Here is a 15,464-nt window from a genome sequence, read left to right as displayed (position 1 = left end):
GCCCTGGGCGGGGTGCGGCTCCGGCGGGTCGTTCAGTCCACGGGCAGGGGCTGTTCGGCCCAGATGGTCTTGCCGGTGCCCGTCTGCCGGCTGCCCCAGCGCTGGGTGAGCTGGGCGACCAGCAGCAGGCCCCGCCCGCCCTCGTCGTAGACGTGGGCCCGGCGCAGGTGCGGTGAGGTGGAGCTGCCGTCGGAGACCTCGCAGATGAGGGCGCTGTCGCGGATGAGGCGCAGCTGGATGGGCGGCTCGCCGTAGCGGATCGCGTTGGTGACGAGTTCACTGGCCACCAGTTCGGTGACGAACGCGGCCTCGTCCAGTCCCCACTCCGTCAGCTGCTCGGTGACGGACCGCCGGGTGGCGGCCACGTGCGAGGGGTCGGGGTGGACGTCCCAGGTGCGGATCTGGTCCGTGCCCAGCGCACGCGTACGGGCCAGCAGCAGCGCCACGTCGTCATCGGGCTCCTCCGGCACGACCGCCTTGAGCACGGTGTCGCACAGGGCGTCGAGCGAGTTGGCGGGGGCGGTCAGCGCCCGGCACAGTTCCGCGGTGGCGTGGTCGACGTCGCGGTCGCGGTCCTCGATGAGGCCGTCGGTGTACAGGGCGACGACGGAGCCCTCGGGAAGTTCCAGCTCGGCCGCCTCGAACGGCAGTCCGCCGACACCGAGCGGCGGCCCGGCGGTCATGCGGACGAGCCGCGCGCTGCCGTCGGGCAGGACGACGGCCGGAGCGGGGTGGCCGGCCGCGGCCAGGGAAAGGCAGCGGGAGACGGGATCGTAGACGGCGTAGAGGCAGGTGGCGCCCAGTTCCGCGACGTCGTCGCCCGAGTCGCCGGCCACGAGGTGGGTGACGAGGTCGTCGAGATGGGTGAGGAGTTCGTCGGGGGGCAGGTCGACGTCGGCAAGGGTACGGACCGCGGTGCACAGCCGGCCCATGGTCGCCGTGGACGGGATGCCGTGGCCGACGACGTCGCCGACGACGAGCGCGACACGGCTGCCGGCCAGCGGGATCACGTCGAACCAGTCACCGCCGATGCCGGCCGCCGACACGGAGGGCAGATAGCGGTGGGCCACCTCGACCGCCGCCTGACCCGGCAGGCCCTTGGGCAGCAGGCTGTGCTGGAGGGTCAGGGCGGTGGAACGCTCGCGGGTGAAGCGGCGGGCGTTGTCGATGCAGACCGCGGCCCTGCTGGCGAGCTCCTCGGCGAACACGGCGTCCTCGCCGCCGTACTCGTCCGGCTGTTCCATGCGCACGGCCACGGCGACGCCCAGGGTGATGCCGCGGGCCCGAAGGGGCACCGCCATCATCGAGTGGGCGCCCGTACGGTAGGAGCGCCCGGCCGGGGCGCGCGCGTTGCGCTCGGCGACCCAGTGCACGAACGACGGCTCACCCGCCTGGCTGACGAGGACCCGGCCTTCCCGCATCGCCCGGGCCGGTGGTGAGAGGGCGGGGTGGACGTCCACGTGCCCCAGGTGCACGGCCGCCTCGGGGGTGCCCTCGGTGACGGAGCCGTGGGCGACCCGACGCAGCGCGATCTCCTCGCTGAACACCGCCGGCGACTCCTCCGCGCCCAGGACCCATTCGAGCAGGTCGACGCTGGCGAAGTCGGCGAACCGCGGCACCACGACCTCGACGAGTTCCTCGGCGGTGCGCACCAGGTCCAGCGTGGTGCCGATGGCGGCCGCCGCCTTGTTCAGCAGGGCCAGCCGCTCCCTCGCCCAGTACTGCTCGGTACTGTCGAAGGCCGCGAGAGCGGTCCCCAGCAGCTCGCCGGAGGCGTCCCGCACGGGCCAGATCTCGGTGGTCCAGGCGTGGTCTCGGTTGAGGGTCGGCGCGCCCGTGAAGCTCTCGTAGCGCGCGGGCCGGCCCGTCTCGGCGACCTGGCGCAGATGGCGCAGGAAGCCTTGACTGTGCTCGGCGTTCTCGACCGAGTCCGAGAAGCACCGGCCGATCAACGCCTCTTCCGGCACGCCCATCACCTGGCACGCCACCTCGTTGAGCCGCAGGTAGTGCTGGCGGGTGTCGAAGACGGACATCGACATGGCCGCCTGCTCGAAGGCCAGCTCCGCCAGCGAGGTCCGCCCGCCGGCGGGCGGTTCGACGGTGACGGCGTATCCGGCGGGCCTGCCGTCGGCGCCCGTCAGGGCGCGGGCCCGCAGGCCGAGCGCGACGAGGCTGCCGTCCCGGTGCCGCGTCCGGACGATGCCGGACAGGGTGGCCAGGACGTCCGCCGGCACGTCCTCGGCCAGCAGCTCCCGGGCGGCCCGTCCCACGGCCTCCTCGGCCGGGTAACCGGTCAGCCGCCGGGCGCCCTCGCTCCACCCCGTCACCGTGCCGTGGGCGTCCAGCGTCGCCACAGCGGAGGGATGCTCCATAGTCTCCAGGATTGACCCTTGACAGCACGGTTTCAACCGCGACGGAGCGGGAGCGGACCGCTACCCCTGGTGTGCGCGCAGTGCGGCCAGGGCGCGGTCGGCGTGCGTGTTCATCCTCAGCTCGCTGCGGACGACCTCGAGCAGGGTGCGGTCCTTCCCGATGACGAAGGTGACCCGCCTGGTGGGGGCCAGGCTGAACCCGCGTTTCACGCCGAACGACTCACGGACCGCGCCGTCGGCGTCGGACAGCAGCGGCATGCCGAGGGCGTGGCGCCCGGTGAACTCCTGCTGCCGTTCGACGGGGTCCCCGCTGACCCCGACGGGGCGGGCTCCGGCCTCCGCGAACTCGGCGGCGAGGTCGCGGAAGTGGCAGGCCTCCGCCGTGCAGCCGGGGGTCAGGGCGGCCGGGTAGAAGAACAGCACGACCGGGCCGTCGGCGAGCAGCTCGGACAGGCGGCGCGGGGTGCCGGTCTCGTCCGGGAGCGTGAAGTCGTCGACCGTGTCACCCACGGCCGGGGCCGGACTCACGACCGGCCCTCGCTGCCCTTGGCGACGCTGCGGGCCCACAGCACGAGCGGCACCTGCACGGGGAGCCGGCCGTAGGCGGCGGCCTTCTGCGGTGCGGGGCGGTGCCGCCAGTCCACGGCCATCTTGACGTTGGCCGGGAAGACTCCGACGAAGAAGGCGGCCGCGGTCAGCGCGGCCGCCTTGCGGGTGCGCGGCAGTGCGACGCCCGCGGCGAGCGCCAGTTCGGCGACGCCACTGGCGTACGTCCAGGCCCGGGGCGCGCCGGGCAGGCCGCGCGGCACGATCGCGTCGAAGGTGCGGGGGCGGGCGAAGTGGGCGACGCCCGCGGTGGCCAGCAGGCCGGCGAGCAGCAGGGGTGAGCGTTCGGACCGGGGCACGGTTCCTCCTCTGGGGGCCTGCCGCGCGATATTACTCGACGGTAAGGAACAGAGGCGACGGGTTCGCGTACGGCGGCACGGCCGCACGGCGGGGCGCCCGCACGGCGGAGCGTCCGTCAGGCCGTCCCGCCGGCGCCGTGGGCCGAACCTCGGGCTCCTCGTCCGCCGCGCAGCCGGGGAAGCCGTCGGCCATGCGGCGGAAGAGGGTGGCGAGCTGCCGAAGTTCCCCGGGGGACCAGTCGGCCGGGGCCCGCCGCATGCCGCGGGCTCCGGCCTCGCGCAGACGCGCGACGGCCTGACGGCCGGTCCCGGTCAGCTCGATGCGCTGGGCGCGGCGGACGTCGGGGTCGGGGACGCGGCTGGCGTATCCGGTCCGCCGCAACCGCTGCACCGTGCGCGTGACGTGCGAGGCCTCCACGCCCAGCCGGGCCGCCGGCTCACCCGGGCGCAGCGGCTCGGAGTCGGCCACCTGACGCGGCAGCGCCCCGGCCTACGGCGCCATGCCGGCCCTGATCATGGGTGCGGTGCCGGCCGGCGAGACGGCCGCCGCCAACAGTCTGAGCACCTTCACGCGGTCCATCGGTACGTCGGTCGCCGGCGCCGGCGTGATCCTGGCTCAGATGACCGTCAGCCTCGGCGGCTTCGCCCTGCCGTCCGAGAACACGTTCAAGGCCGTCATGGCGATCGGCGCGGGCCGCCGCCCTGCTCGCCTTCGTGATCGCGTCCTTCCTCCCGCGGCACCGCCCCGCCACCGGTCCGGCGCACACGGCACCGGCCCCGGGCGTCGAGTCCGAGGCCACCGCCGCTCGCCGACGGGCACGGCGCCGGTCCCGCCCCGGGGCCGGCGCCGTTCAGGCGAACCTGGCGGACAACGCGCGTGACGGCGCACGGGCGGGTCGAGAACTGACCCGTGGAGCTGCCGCTGATCCCTCCCATGCTCGCCACCCCGGGCACCCTGCCGTCCGCCGCGCAGGACGCGCGCTGGGCCTACGAGACCAAGCAGGACGGCCAGCGCGTGGTGGTCTACCTGCCCGGCGACGGCAGTGTGCGGCTGCGCGCCCGCTCCGGCCACGACATCACGGCCGCCTACCCGGAACTGGCACCGCTCGGCACCGCGCTCGGCTCCACCGCCGCCGTGCTGGACGGGGAGGTGCTCGCCCTGGACGAACAGGGCCGTGCCGACTTCCAGTTGCTGCAGTCCCGTATGGGCCTGGCGCACGCCCCGGGCCGGGCGGCGCACCGGGCGGCAAGGGTCCCCGTCCACCTGGTGCTGTTCGACGCCCTGTACCTGGCGGGCCGGCCCCTCCTGCGCCTTCCTTACACCCACCGCCGCGAACAGCTGACGGACCTCGGTCTCGGCGGGCCGTCCTGGTCCACCCCGACCGCGCTGGTCGGCCACGGGGAGCAGGCGCTGCGAGCCACCCGCGAGCACGGCCTGGAGGGCCTGGTCTGCAAGCGGCTGGACTCGGTGTACGAGCCAGGGGTCCGCTCCCGGGCCTGGATCAAGATCCGCAACATGCGCAGCGAGGACGTCGTGGTCGGCGGCTGGCTGCCCGGCAAGGGGCGGCTCTCGGGCCTGCCGGGCGCCGTCCTGGTCGGCCAGCGCGCCGCGGGCCGGCTGCGCTACGTCGGCGGGGTCGGCACCGGCTGGAGCGCGGCCGAGCGCACCGAGCTGGCGGCGCTGCTGGGGGCCGCCGCGAGCGACGTGTGCCCCTTCGATCCCGTACCGACGGTGCCGGGGGCCCGCTGGGTCGTCCCCCGGCTGGTCGGCGAGGTCCGCTACAGCACCCGCACCCGCGAGGGCATGCTGCGCCAGCCGTCCTGGCTCAGGCTCCGCCCGGACCTCGCACCCGAGGAGTCCGCCGCCGACATTCCGGACGGCATGGTGTGACCGTGTGACGCGGGGTCAAGTATTGGGCTGCCCTTCACCGCGGGGACGCACGCGCCCCCTTGGCCCGGAAGTGAAAAGACGGGACCCTGAACTCCCCTTCCCCCCACAGCCGTTGGGCTGCGCCCGGAATCAGAGGAGGACGCGGTGTCCACGCGTACCGCCGGAACCCGCCGCAAGAGATGGCTCGCCGCACCGCTCGGTGCCCTCGCCCTCGTCGTCGCCTTCCCCGCCACCGCCTTCGCCGCTCCGCCCCCGGGGCTGCCCGGCAACGCCGACAGCCTGGAGCGGGCGTACCAGCCCGCCTACGACTACGACACCGACGGCTGCTATCCCACACCGGCCATCGGCTCCGACGGAGCGGTCAACGGCGGGCTCAAGCCGACCGGCGCCCTGAACGGCAACTGCCGGGACGCCGCCGACCTGGACAACACCAACGGCTACTCGCGCGCCAAGTGCGACAACGGCTGGTGCGCGTACATGTACGGCCTCTACTTCGAGAAGGACCAGGCGCTGCCCGGCAGCAGTCTCGGCGGGCACCGGCACGACTGGGAGCACGTCGTGGTGTGGGTGCGGGACGGCACCGTGGAGTACGTCTCGACCTCGAACCACGGCTCGTTCAGCGTGCACGCGAGGTCGGCGGTCCGCTTCGACGGCACCCATCCGAAGATCGTCTACCACAAGGACGGCATCAGCACCCACTGCTTCCGCCCCGCGGCCTCGGGCGACGAGCCGCCCGAGAACCACAAGGGCGGCTGGCAGTACCCGACGCTGGTCGGCTGGAACGGCTATCCGGCCGGCCTGCGCGAGAAGCTGAGCTCCCACGACTTCGGCAGCGCCGGCTTCGGCCTGAAGGACGGCAGCTTCGCCTCCCACCTGGCGGCCGCCAAGCCGTCCGGCATCTCCTTCGACCCGAACGCCTGAGTCGACCGCGGCCGGTCGAGCGAACCCCGCCACCGACTCGCCCCCGGGAGCACTATCGTGTCCGCATGTCCGTCCCCGAACTGATCCGCATCGTCTCCCGCGACTCCCCCATGGCCCTGGCGCAGGTCGAGCGCGTCCGGGCCGAGTTGGCGGCCCTCCACCCCGGCGTGCGCACCGAGGTCGTGCCGGTGAAGACCACCGGCGACAAGTGGCTCGGCGACCTGTCGCTCGTGGAGGGCAAGGGCGCGTTCACCAAGGAGGTGGATGCCGCACTGCTGTCGGGCGAGGCCGATCTGGCGGTGCACTGCGTGAAGGACGTGCCCGCCGACCGGCCGCTGCCGGCGGGCACGGTGTTCGCCGCGTTCCTGGAGCGGGACGACATCCGGGACGCGCTGATCCATCCGGACGGGCTCACCCTGGACGAGCTTCCGGCCGGGACCCGCGTCGGCACCTCCTCGGTGCGCCGCGTCGCCCAGCTGGCCGCCACCCACCCGGACCTTGAGTGCGTGCCGTTCCGGGGCAACGCCAACCGGCGGCTGGCGAAGCTGGCCGCCGGCGAGGCGGACGCCCTGCTCCTCGCGGTCTCCGGCCTGGAGCGCATCGGCCGCCGCGACGTGATCAGCGAGGTTCTCTCCCCCGAGACGATGATGCCGCCGATCGGCGCGGGCATCCTCGCCCTGCAGTGCCGCGAGGGCGACACCGCCCTCATCGACGCGGTCAGCGGCCTCGGCCATCCGGGGACCCATCGGGAGGCGACGGCGGAACGCATGTTCCTGCACGTGCTGCAGGGGCACTGCAACAGCCCGATCGCCGGATACGCCCGCGTGGACCGGAGCGGGGAACTCTCCCTGCGGGCCTGCGTCTTCACCCCGGACGGCAAGACCCGGCTCAACGCCCACGAGTGGGCCGGCCGGCTCGACCCGGCGACGCTCGGCACGTCGGTCGCCGTGGCCCTGCTGCGTCAGGGCGCCCGCGAGATCATCGACGGCATCGCGCACTGAGGCGCCGCCTGCCGGGGATCAGGCGGAGCCCTCCTCCGCCTGGCCCCGCAGGAAGGCGCTCACCTGGTGCGCCAGCCCGTCGTCACGCACCGTGCCGGAAAGGGTTCCGGCGCTCCCGTCGTGCAGCCCGAGGCCGCCGGTCCACAGCCGGCGGTCGGCCCACTCCTCGTCCACCCGCAACTGCACCTGGACGTCCACCTGGCTGAGACTCGCCTCCGGGCCGGCCGCGTAGAGCACGGCGGTGGCCCGGCGCAGCGGGTAGACGTCGAAACCCTCGACGAACTGGGAGTTGCGCCAGTCGAGGAAGGCACTCTCCCCGTCGGGGCCGATCCGCACGTCGATCTGACCGTCCTCCAGGTGAATGCCTCGGTGCCGGGCGCCACGGTTCTCGACGGTCACCCGGACACAGAAGTACGTCAGCCCTTCGGCGGCGTCGTCGCGTCCACGCGGCGGCTCGGCGGGCTCAAGTCGGTGGACGCGGACCCGCAGACCGGCGTGCTCGTCGTACTCCTGCCAGTCCCCGACCACGTTCGGCTCGTACACGGTGCCCCTCTCGACCTCTCGACGCTGCTTCCTATCTGTGCGCTCAGTGCACTGTCAAATGAGCGGAATGCGCTGTGGCCAGGGACTTCACCCCTTTTGGCCAGCGATCAAGCGTTGCGCAGGAAGTATCCGCCGACGCTCCCTCGGGGCGGTCACCCAGAGCGTGCCGCACATCACGTTCGGCGGCGGCGCCGTCTCGCTCACCGGCCCGCAGCCGTTCGGGTGGCCGTCCGGCGCATTCGCGCTCACTATCCATATATATGAGGACTTGCCCGCACCCCTGCTGAGGGAGGTGCGCATGATGCGTATCGCCGGCAGAACCAAGCCCCATCCGCACGACGACGCTCCCGACACGGCCGCGGCCTTCGATCGCCTCGCGGGGCTGCCCGAGGGCCCGGAGCGCAAGGCGCTGCGGGACCAACTGATCCAGGTGTGGCTGCCCATGGCCGAGCGGATCGCGGTCCGCTTCCGGGGCCGCGGCGAGAACCTGGAGGACCTCTACCAGGTGGCGGCCCTCGGCCTCGTCAAGGCCGTCGACCACTACGACCCGGAGCGCGGCCACGCCTTCGAGGCGTACGCCGTGCCGACCGTGACCGGCGAGATCAAACGGCACTTCCGCGACCACATGTGGACCCTGCACGTGCCGCGGCGGATCCAGGACCTGCGCAACCGGGTGCGCAAGTCCGCGAAGGAGCTGGCACAGACCACACCGGGACGCGCCCCCACCATCGAGGAGATCGCCGACCACGCGCAGCTGACCACGGTCGAGGTCCGAACCGGCATGGAGGCCCTGGAGTGCTTCTCCGCGCTCTCGCTGGAGGCGGAGATGCCCGGCACCGACGGGTACGCCCTCGGGGACGCGCTCGGCGGGCTGGATCCGGCCTTCGACGCGGTGGTGGACCGGGTGGCCGTCCGGCCCTGCCTGGAGGCGCTGCCCGAGCGCGAGCGCACCATCCTCTACCTGCGCTTCTTCGGCGAGATGACGCAGAGCCGCATCGCGCAGCAGCTCGGTATCTCCCAGATGCACGTCTCCCGGCTGCTCAGCGGCTGCTTCGACCGGATCCGCGACGAGATCCTCGCGGAGGCCCGCTGACTCGGATCTCCGGCGCGGCACCGGGGATGCGAGTCGGGCCGTGCCGGTCCAGAGCGCCCTCGAGGGCGGCCCGGATCTCCGGCTGCATCACTCCGGTGCGCCCCCAGATGAGTATCATTTCTGCCACATTGCGGAGTTTGATGTTCGTATGCTGGGAAACTTCCTTAAGGACGATCCATCCCTCGTCCGGCGTCACCCTGCCGAGGACGACGACCATCCCGATCGCCTGGTCGACGACGGCGTGCGAGACGACGGCCTCCTTGAGCTGCCGGACCTGTTCCTGCAGCTGGAAGATCTGGTCCGAGCCGGTCTGGTCCGATCCCCAGTCCGTGGGCATGATCACCTCCGGATCCGGCGGGCCACCGCCGCCTGTGCGGCGCGGTGCCGCTCCGACGCATCCATCGTCGCCACCTGCGCCTCCTCGCGCCACTGGGCCGTCCGGGGCGCGTCCGCCACCGTTTCGGCGCCGCGCCCGGGGTACTCGGCAGGCGCCCGCCGCACTCCCGGCCGGACACTGGTGTGGAGCCGGTGGCTGCCGGTGGACGAGACCAGGACGCGACTGCCATGAACCACGACATGCCCTTCCCCGCCGGCGAGAGCCTCCTGTCCACGCACTCCGTGTTCGGGGCCCCCTGCTGGGTGAGTCTGACCAGCCGTGATCTGAAGGCCACCGAGGAGTTCTACTCCGCCGTACTGGGCTGGCAGTGGCGGCCCGGCAAGCTGGGCGAGCCCTTCCGGATCGCCCTGGCCGACGGGGTGCCGGTGGCCGGGATCGCCGCCGTCGCCGCGATGTGGCAGATGGCGGTGGCGTGGACGCCGTACTTCGCCGTGCGCAGCGCCGACGAGGCCGCGTCCCGGGTGCAGGAGCGCGGCGGCACGTCCGCGGTCGGGCCGATCTCCCTCCCGCCCGGGCGGGCGGCCCTGCTGGCCGACCGGGACGGCGCGACCTTCGGGATCTGGGAGGGCGAGCTGTTCTCGGACTGGGAGACCTGGCGCACCTCGCGCCCAGCCTTCATCCGGCTGCACACCCGTGACGCCTTCGACGCCGCCATCTTCTACGGCGAGATCTTCGACTGGGCGGGGCCCGACGGCTGCTGCGAGGTCCAGTACGAGGGCGACGAGGTGGTCCTGCGCAGCCAGGGCGACGTGGTGGCGCGCATCGAGTCGGGCGCCCTGGGAGCGGCGCCCGACCCGGCCATCCGGCCGCACTGGCAGGTGCACTTCGCGGTCGAGGACGTGGCGGCCTGCGCCCGCACCGCGGAGCGGCACGGCGGCAGCGTGCTGTCCGTGAGCAGGGACGAGGCCGTGCTCCGGGACGCCGACGGCGCGCAGTTCACGGTGACCGCGCGCCGCCTCGGCAGCTGACCTCACGGGCTGCTCACCGGCCGGTGCGGGACGGCCGGGAGAGCAGCACCAGACTGCGCTGCTCGACGGTCACCACGGTGCCCGCCTTGTGCTCCGCCTCGTCGGGGACGCCCTCCGGGTCGGCGGTGTCGATCAGGGTCGCCCAGCGCTCGCCGTAGGTGGCGTCGGGCAGCCGGAAGGCCGTCGGCTCCCAGTGGCTGTTGAACAGCAGCAGGAAGGAGTCGTCCTCGACCGGCCGGCCGCACGGGTCGGGTTCGGCGATGGCGTCGCCGTTGAGGAAGACACCGACGGCGTGCGCGTCGGAGCGCTGCCAGTCGTCGTCGGTCATCTCCCGCGCGTCGGGCAGCAGCCACACCAGGTCGGGCAGCGGCTGGTCGGCGCGGGTGGGGGTGTCGCCGCGGAAGTAGCGGCGCCGGCGCAGCACGGGGTGGCCGGCCCGCAGCGCGATGACGCGCCGGGTGAAGTCCAGCAGCGCGCGCTGTTCCCCGTTCAGCCTCCAGTCGACCCAGGAGATGTCGTTGTCCTGGCAGTAGGCGTTGTTGTTGCCGCGCTGGGTGCGCCCCAGTTCGTCGCCGTGGCAGAGCATCGGGATGCCCTGCGAGAGCAGCAGCGTGGCGAGGAAGTTGCGCTGCTGGCGGCCGCGCAGCTCCCGGACGGCCGGGTCCTTGGTCTCGCCCTCGGCGCCGCAGTTCCAGGACCGGTTGTGGCTCTCGCCGTCCCGGTTGCCCTCGCCGTTGGCCTCGTTGCGCTTGTCGTTGTAGGAGACGAGGTCGCGCAGGGTGAACCCGTCGTGCGCGGTCACGAAGTTGACGCTGGCTCGGGGGCGGCGCCGGCTGTGCTGGTACAGGTCGGAGGAGCCGGTCAGCCGGGAGGCGAACTCGCCGAGCGTGTGCTCCTCGCCGCGCCAGAAGTCCCGTACCGCGTCCCGGTACATGCCGTTCCACTCCGACCACAGCTGCGGGAAGTTGCCCACCTGGTAGCCGCCCTCGCCGACGTCCCAGGGCTCGGCGATCAGCTTGACGCGGCTGATCACCGGGTCCTGCTGGATGAGGTCGAAGAACGCCGACAGCCGGTCCACCTCGTGGAACTGCCGGGCCAGGGTGGCGGCGAGGTCGAAGCGGAACCCGTCGACGTGCATCTCGGTGACCCAGTACCGCAGCGAGTCCATGATCAGCTGGAGCACATAGGGGTGGCGCATCAGGAGGCTGTTGCCGGTGCCGGTGGTGTCGTAGTAGTGCTGCCAGTCGCCGTCCACCAGGCGGTAGTACGAGGCGTTGTCGATGCCGCGGAAGGAGAGGGTGGGGCCCTTCTCGTTGCCCTCGGCGGTGTGGTTGTAGACCACGTCGAGGATCACTTCGAGGCCGGCCTCGTGCAGGGCCTTGACCATCGACTTGAACTCGTTGACCTGCTGCCCGCGGGTGCCGTGGGCGGCGTAGCCGTTGTGGGGCGCGAAGAAGCCGATGGTGTTGTAGCCCCAGTAGTTGGACAGGTCCCGGTCCTGGAGGTGGCCGTCGTGCACGAACTGGTGCACCGGCATCAGCTCCACGGCGGTCACACCCAGGGACGTCAGGTGTTCCACGACCGCCGGGTGCGCCAACCCGGCGTAGGTGCCGCGCAGTTCCTCGGGCACGTCCGGGTGGGTGCGGCTGAGTCCGCGGACGTGCGCCTCGTAGATCACGCTCTCCGAGTACGGGCGCCCCGGCGGGCGGTCGTCGCCCCAGTCGAAGAACGGGTCGGTGACCACCCCGAGCATGGTGTGCCCGGCGCTGTCCCCCGGGTCGGCCCTGCCCCTGGCCCGCTCGAAGAGGGAGGCGTGGTTGTCCACCATCCCGTCCACGGCCCGGGTGTAGGGGTCGAGGAGCAGTTTCGCCGGGTTGCAGCGGTGGCCCACGGCAGGGGCCCACGGACCGTGGACCCGGTAGCCGTAGCGCTGCCCCGGGCCGACGCCGGGCAGGTAGCAGTGCCAGACGAAGCCGTCGACCTCGGGCAGCGGGACGGTGCTGTGGGTGCCGTCGTCGTCGACGAGGACGAGGTCGACGCGTTCGGCGACCTCGCTGAACAGTGCGAAGTTGGTGCCCTGTCCGTCGTACGCGGCCCCCAGGGGATAGGGGTGCCCGCTCCACACGGGCGACCCCTTCCAGTTCGGCCTGGCGCGGGTCACCGGGCCTCCTCCAGAATGCCGTTCGTCCTGCTGGCCGGACCGGCCACCCGGGCCACCGGCATGATCTCTCGCGGCACTTCCAGCCCCTCCTGGGTGATCGGCTCCGGCGATGTCGCCACGAGCGGGACGCGTTCGCCGGCCCGGGCGCGCTGGGAGAACCAGATCACCTTGGCCCCGGTGTCCGCGGCACAGCAGCCCCAGCCGTCACTGGTGGCGGCGAGATGCTGCAGGCAGGTGCGCAGGTCCTGGTCGGGACGGAGCGCGTGGTCGTTGCCGCCCACGGCCGTGATGAGGTGCTGGTGGTTCCACCACATCTCGATCGACGTGTTCTTGTCGCTCGCGTGCTCGTCGATCGCCCGAAGCAGCATTTCGGCGCCCGAGCAGACGGGTTCGACGAGGTTCTCCAGGTTCCAGAACCGGAGGTGAGCGGCCAGGATGCGCCTGACCTGTCCGACCCGTTCCGGGCTCACTTCCACGTCGAGGTGGTAGTAGCAGGGCACTGCGGTCTTCATCGTCGTGGCTCCTCACCGCGAAAGCTCTCGCTCCTCCTCGCCCCTTGGGGGACGAGCTCCCCGAACACGAAGCGTGAGCACTGATCGCTTCTGAGTCACTCCAGAGTGAGAGCAGTAGTCCATTCGTGCAACACGAGAAAGCAGTTGAAGATCCAACAAGACGGCGCGTCACCACCCGTGCACCATGTGTGAAGAACTCGATCGTCCGTACCCCCGGACCGTCCGGAAGGTGACCGGCCATGCTGCTTCCCGCGAAGAGCGAAGTCGCCCGGCAGCTGCGGCGTTACCGCGCCTGGGAACGCTCGATGCTCGCGTCCCCGGCGGACGTGGGCGTCCGGTCCACCTTCGAGGACTCCGGCTACACCCTCTGCGTGCTGATGGGAAAGCGGTGCGCACGTGAGGCCGCGGACGCCGCCGAACGGTATCTGCGAACGAACCTGGTCACCCATGCGCAGGAACGGGCGGACCGGCTCTCCCCGTCGGGGCGGAAGACCCCCTCCGGCGCGGCTTGACCCGAACGGCCGGGCTGCGGCCCGGCCCCGAGCACGGCGGAGGTGAGAACGGATGAGTGCGACCGTGGGGATCGGACGTATCCCGGTACGGGACGTCCACCCGGTGGTGGAGCACGGCAGGCGCCCGGCGAAGGCGGTGGCCGGAGAGACGTTCCAGGTCACCGCCACCGTGTTCCGCGAGGGGCACGACGCGGTCGCCGCCAACGTCGTGCTGAAGGACCCCGAGGGCCGGCCCGGCCCCTGGACGCCGATGCGGGAGCTGGCCCCGGGCAGCGACCGCTGGGGCGCCGAGGTCACCCCCGGCACCCCGGGCGACTGGACCTACCGGGTGGAGGCGTGGAGCGACCCCGTCGCCACCTGGAAGCACCACGCGCGCATCAAGATCCCGGCCGGTATCGACACCGGCCTGGTCCTGGAGGAGGGCGCCGAGCTCTACCGGCGGGCCGCCGCGGGTGTGCCGAAGGGCGCCGGGCGCGCCGTGGTGCTGGCCGCCGCGGCTGCCCTGCTCGACGACACGCTGCCGGTGGCCACCCGTTTGGCGGCGGCGTTGACACCGGAGGTGGACGCGGTACTGGCCCGGCATCCGCTGCGGGAGCTGGTCACCACCTCCGACCCGCTGCCCCTGCTCGTGGAGCGCGAACGCGCCCTGTACGGCGCCTGGTACGAGTTCTTCCCCCGCTCCGAGGGCACCCCCGAGCAGCCCCACGGCACCTTCCGCACCGCCGCCCGCAGACTGCCCGCCATCGCCGCGATGGGCTTCGACGTCGTCTACCTCCCGCCCGTCCACCCCATCGGCACCACCCACCGCAAGGGCCGCAACAACACCCTCTCCGCCACCCCCGACGACGTCGGCGTCCCCTGGGCCATCGGCTCCCCCGAGGGCGGCCACGACACCATCCACCCCCAGCTCGGCACGATCGACGACTTCGACCACTTCGTCGCCGAAGCCGCCCGCCAGGGCCTGGAGGTCGCCCTCGACTTCGCCCTCCAGTGCTCCCCCGACCACCCCTGGGTCCACAAACACCCCGACTGGTTCCACCACCGCCCCGACGGCACCATCGCCCACGCCGAGAACCCGCCCAAGAAGTACCAGGACATCTACCCCGTCGCCTTCGACGCCGACCTCGACGGACTCGTCGCCGAGACGGTCCGCGTGCTGCGCCACTGGATGGACCACGGGGTGCGGATCTTCCGCGTCGACAACCCCCACACCAAACCCGTCGTCTTCTGGGAACGCGTGATCGGCGACATCAACCGCGCCGACCCCGACGTGATCTTCCTGGCGGAGGCCTTCACCCGCCCCGCGATGATGCACACCCTGGCCCAGATCGGCTTCCAGCAGTCCTACACCTACTTCACCTGGCGCAACACCAAGCAGGAACTGACCGAGTACCTCACCGAACTCTCGGGGGACGCCGCCTCCTACATGCGGCCCAACTTCTTCGCCAACACCCCCGACATCCTGCACGCCTACCTCCAGCACGGCGGCCGCCCCGCCTTCGAGGTCCGCGCCGTCCTCGCCGCCACCCTCTCCCCCGCCTGGGGCATCTACAGCGGCTACGAACTCTGCGAGAACACCCCCCTGCGCGAAGGCAGCGAGGAATACCTCGACAGCGAGAAATACCAGCTCAAACCACGCGACTGGGCCACCGCCGCCCGCGAGGGCACCACCATCGCCCCCCTCATCACCCAGCTCAACACCATCCGGCGCGACCACCCCGCGCTGCACCGGCTGCGGAACCTGCGCTTCCACCGGACCGACAACGACGCGCTGATCGCGTACAGCAAGCGCGTGGGGTCCGACGTCGTGCTGGTGGTAGCCAACCTCGATCCCCACCACACCCAGGAGGCCACGATCTCGCTCGACATGCCGCAGCTCGGCCTGGACTGGCACGAGTCGGTGCCGGTCCACGACGAACTCACGGACGAGACCTACCACTGGGGCCGGACGAACTACGTCCGGCTGGAGCCCGGCCGGACCCCCGCTCACGTCTTCCACGTCCGCCGGCCGTCCGCCGCCACGCCCCAGAACGGAAGGTCAGGAGCCTCATGACCGTGAACGAGCCCGTGCCGGACAAATTCGAGGACACCCCGGTCAAGGACCGGGACCCGGACTGGTTCAAACGAGCCGTCTTCTACGAGGTCCTCGTCCGTTCCTTCCAGGACAGCAACGGCGACGGCGTGGGCG

General features: G+C 72.3%; 14 protein-coding genes and 2 pseudogenes. 8 read left to right on the top strand and 8 right to left on the bottom strand.

Translation table 11 applies throughout. The annotated features are described in order from the left end of the window. Nucleotides 1–32 precede the first annotated feature (32 nt). The 4 genes and pseudogenes from EBH09_RS34350 to EBH09_RS34335 all read right to left on the bottom strand — a co-directional run. Complete coding sequence (locus tag EBH09_RS34350) at nucleotides 33–2,372, bottom strand: SpoIIE family protein phosphatase (protein WP_121750708.1); 2,340 nt, start codon at nucleotides 2,370–2,372, stop codon at nucleotides 33–35. Between the two features lie 60 nt (nucleotides 2,373–2,432). Beyond that, nucleotides 2,433–2,900: a peroxiredoxin gene (locus EBH09_RS34345; RefSeq protein ID WP_121750707.1), complete on the bottom strand. Its 468-nt coding sequence runs from the start codon at nucleotides 2,898–2,900 to the stop codon at nucleotides 2,433–2,435. Beyond that, the gene (locus EBH09_RS34340; protein WP_121750706.1) at nucleotides 2,897–3,277 is read right to left on the bottom strand and encodes a hypothetical protein; all 381 of its coding nucleotides are present in this window, start codon (nucleotides 3,275–3,277) and stop codon (nucleotides 2,897–2,899) included. Before EBH09_RS34340 ends, EBH09_RS34345 begins: the two co-directional genes overlap by 4 nt. 148 nt (nucleotides 3,278–3,425) lie before the next feature. Continuing rightward, nucleotides 3,426–3,761: pseudogene (locus EBH09_RS34335) on the bottom strand (MarR family transcriptional regulator); the annotation flags it as partial. 7 nt (nucleotides 3,762–3,768) lie between these two features. Between EBH09_RS34335 and EBH09_RS39580 the strand changes: the two are divergent. The 4 genes and pseudogenes from EBH09_RS39580 to hemC all read left to right on the top strand — a co-directional run. Continuing rightward, nucleotides 3,769–4,027, top strand: a pseudogene (locus EBH09_RS39580) (MFS transporter); the annotation flags it as partial. Nucleotides 4,028–4,187: 160 nt separating this feature from the next. Next, a complete protein-coding gene (ligD, locus tag EBH09_RS34325; RefSeq protein WP_121750704.1) occupies nucleotides 4,188–5,168 on the top strand; it encodes a non-homologous end-joining DNA ligase in 981 nt (326 codons plus the stop codon). A gap of 144 nt (nucleotides 5,169–5,312) precedes the next feature. After that, on the top strand, nucleotides 5,313–6,089 hold the full coding sequence (locus tag EBH09_RS34320) for an NPP1 family protein (RefSeq protein ID WP_121750703.1): 777 nt from the start codon (nucleotides 5,313–5,315) through the stop codon (nucleotides 6,087–6,089). Between the two features lie 65 nt (nucleotides 6,090–6,154). After that, nucleotides 6,155–7,090 (top strand): hydroxymethylbilane synthase, encoded by a 936-nt coding sequence (gene hemC, locus EBH09_RS34315; RefSeq protein ID WP_121750702.1) that lies wholly within the window; start codon nucleotides 6,155–6,157, stop codon nucleotides 7,088–7,090. Nucleotides 7,091–7,108: 18 nt separating this feature from the next. Here the strand turns inward: hemC and EBH09_RS34310 are convergent, their stop codons facing one another. Then, nucleotides 7,109–7,633, bottom strand: coding sequence for a hypothetical protein (locus EBH09_RS34310; protein WP_121750701.1), 525 nt, complete (start codon nucleotides 7,631–7,633; stop codon nucleotides 7,109–7,111). Nucleotides 7,634–7,934: 301 nt separating this feature from the next. On the opposite strand from EBH09_RS34310, the gene EBH09_RS34305 reads away from it, so the two are divergent. Continuing rightward, on the top strand, nucleotides 7,935–8,726 hold the full coding sequence (locus EBH09_RS34305) for a SigB/SigF/SigG family RNA polymerase sigma factor (protein WP_121751151.1): 792 nt from the start codon (nucleotides 7,935–7,937) through the stop codon (nucleotides 8,724–8,726). Here the strand turns inward: EBH09_RS34305 and EBH09_RS34300 are convergent. Next, nucleotides 8,674–9,063, bottom strand: coding sequence for an ANTAR domain-containing protein (locus tag EBH09_RS34300; protein ID WP_121750700.1), 390 nt, complete (start codon nucleotides 9,061–9,063; stop codon nucleotides 8,674–8,676). The two genes, EBH09_RS34305 and EBH09_RS34300, sit on opposite strands and share 53 nt — an antisense overlap. Nucleotides 9,064–9,290: 227 nt before the next feature. Here EBH09_RS34300 and EBH09_RS34295 point away from each other — a divergent pair, with 227 nt between their 5' ends. After that, the gene (locus EBH09_RS34295; protein ID WP_193776684.1) at nucleotides 9,291–10,091 is read left to right on the top strand and encodes a VOC family protein; all 801 of its coding nucleotides are present in this window, start codon (nucleotides 9,291–9,293) and stop codon (nucleotides 10,089–10,091) included. A 13-nt stretch (nucleotides 10,092–10,104) separates the two neighbouring features. Here EBH09_RS34295 and glgX read toward each other — a convergent pair whose 3' ends face one another. Together glgX and EBH09_RS34285 are read right to left on the bottom strand one after the other, a co-directional pair. Beyond that, nucleotides 10,105–12,252, bottom strand: coding sequence for a glycogen debranching protein GlgX (gene glgX, locus EBH09_RS34290; RefSeq protein ID WP_121750699.1), 2,148 nt, complete (start codon nucleotides 12,250–12,252; stop codon nucleotides 10,105–10,107). Beyond that, nucleotides 12,249–12,764: a pep a2 gene (locus EBH09_RS34285; protein WP_121750698.1), complete on the bottom strand. Its 516-nt coding sequence runs from the start codon at nucleotides 12,762–12,764 to the stop codon at nucleotides 12,249–12,251. The genes glgX and EBH09_RS34285 overlap by 4 nt, the downstream gene beginning before the upstream one ends. A 239-nt stretch (nucleotides 12,765–13,003) precedes the next feature. On the opposite strand from EBH09_RS34285, the gene EBH09_RS34280 reads away from it, so the two are divergent. Together EBH09_RS34280 and EBH09_RS34275 are read left to right on the top strand one after the other, a co-directional pair. After that, nucleotides 13,004–13,276 (top strand): DUF5133 domain-containing protein, encoded by a 273-nt coding sequence (locus EBH09_RS34280; protein ID WP_121750697.1) that lies wholly within the window; start codon nucleotides 13,004–13,006, stop codon nucleotides 13,274–13,276. Between the two features lie 52 nt (nucleotides 13,277–13,328). After that, the gene (locus tag EBH09_RS34275; protein WP_121750696.1) at nucleotides 13,329–15,329 is read left to right on the top strand and encodes an alpha-1,4-glucan--maltose-1-phosphate maltosyltransferase; all 2,001 of its coding nucleotides are present in this window, start codon (nucleotides 13,329–13,331) and stop codon (nucleotides 15,327–15,329) included. The last annotated feature ends 135 nt before the right edge of the window (nucleotides 15,330–15,464 follow it).

The organism is Streptomyces sp. E2N166, from assembly GCF_003671715.1.
Lineage (GTDB): Bacteria > Actinomycetota > Actinomycetes > Streptomycetales > Streptomycetaceae > Streptomyces > Streptomyces thinghirensis.
The sequence above is the reverse complement of the archived record's forward strand: the minus strand, read 5'-3'. Positions and strand labels throughout refer to the sequence as shown.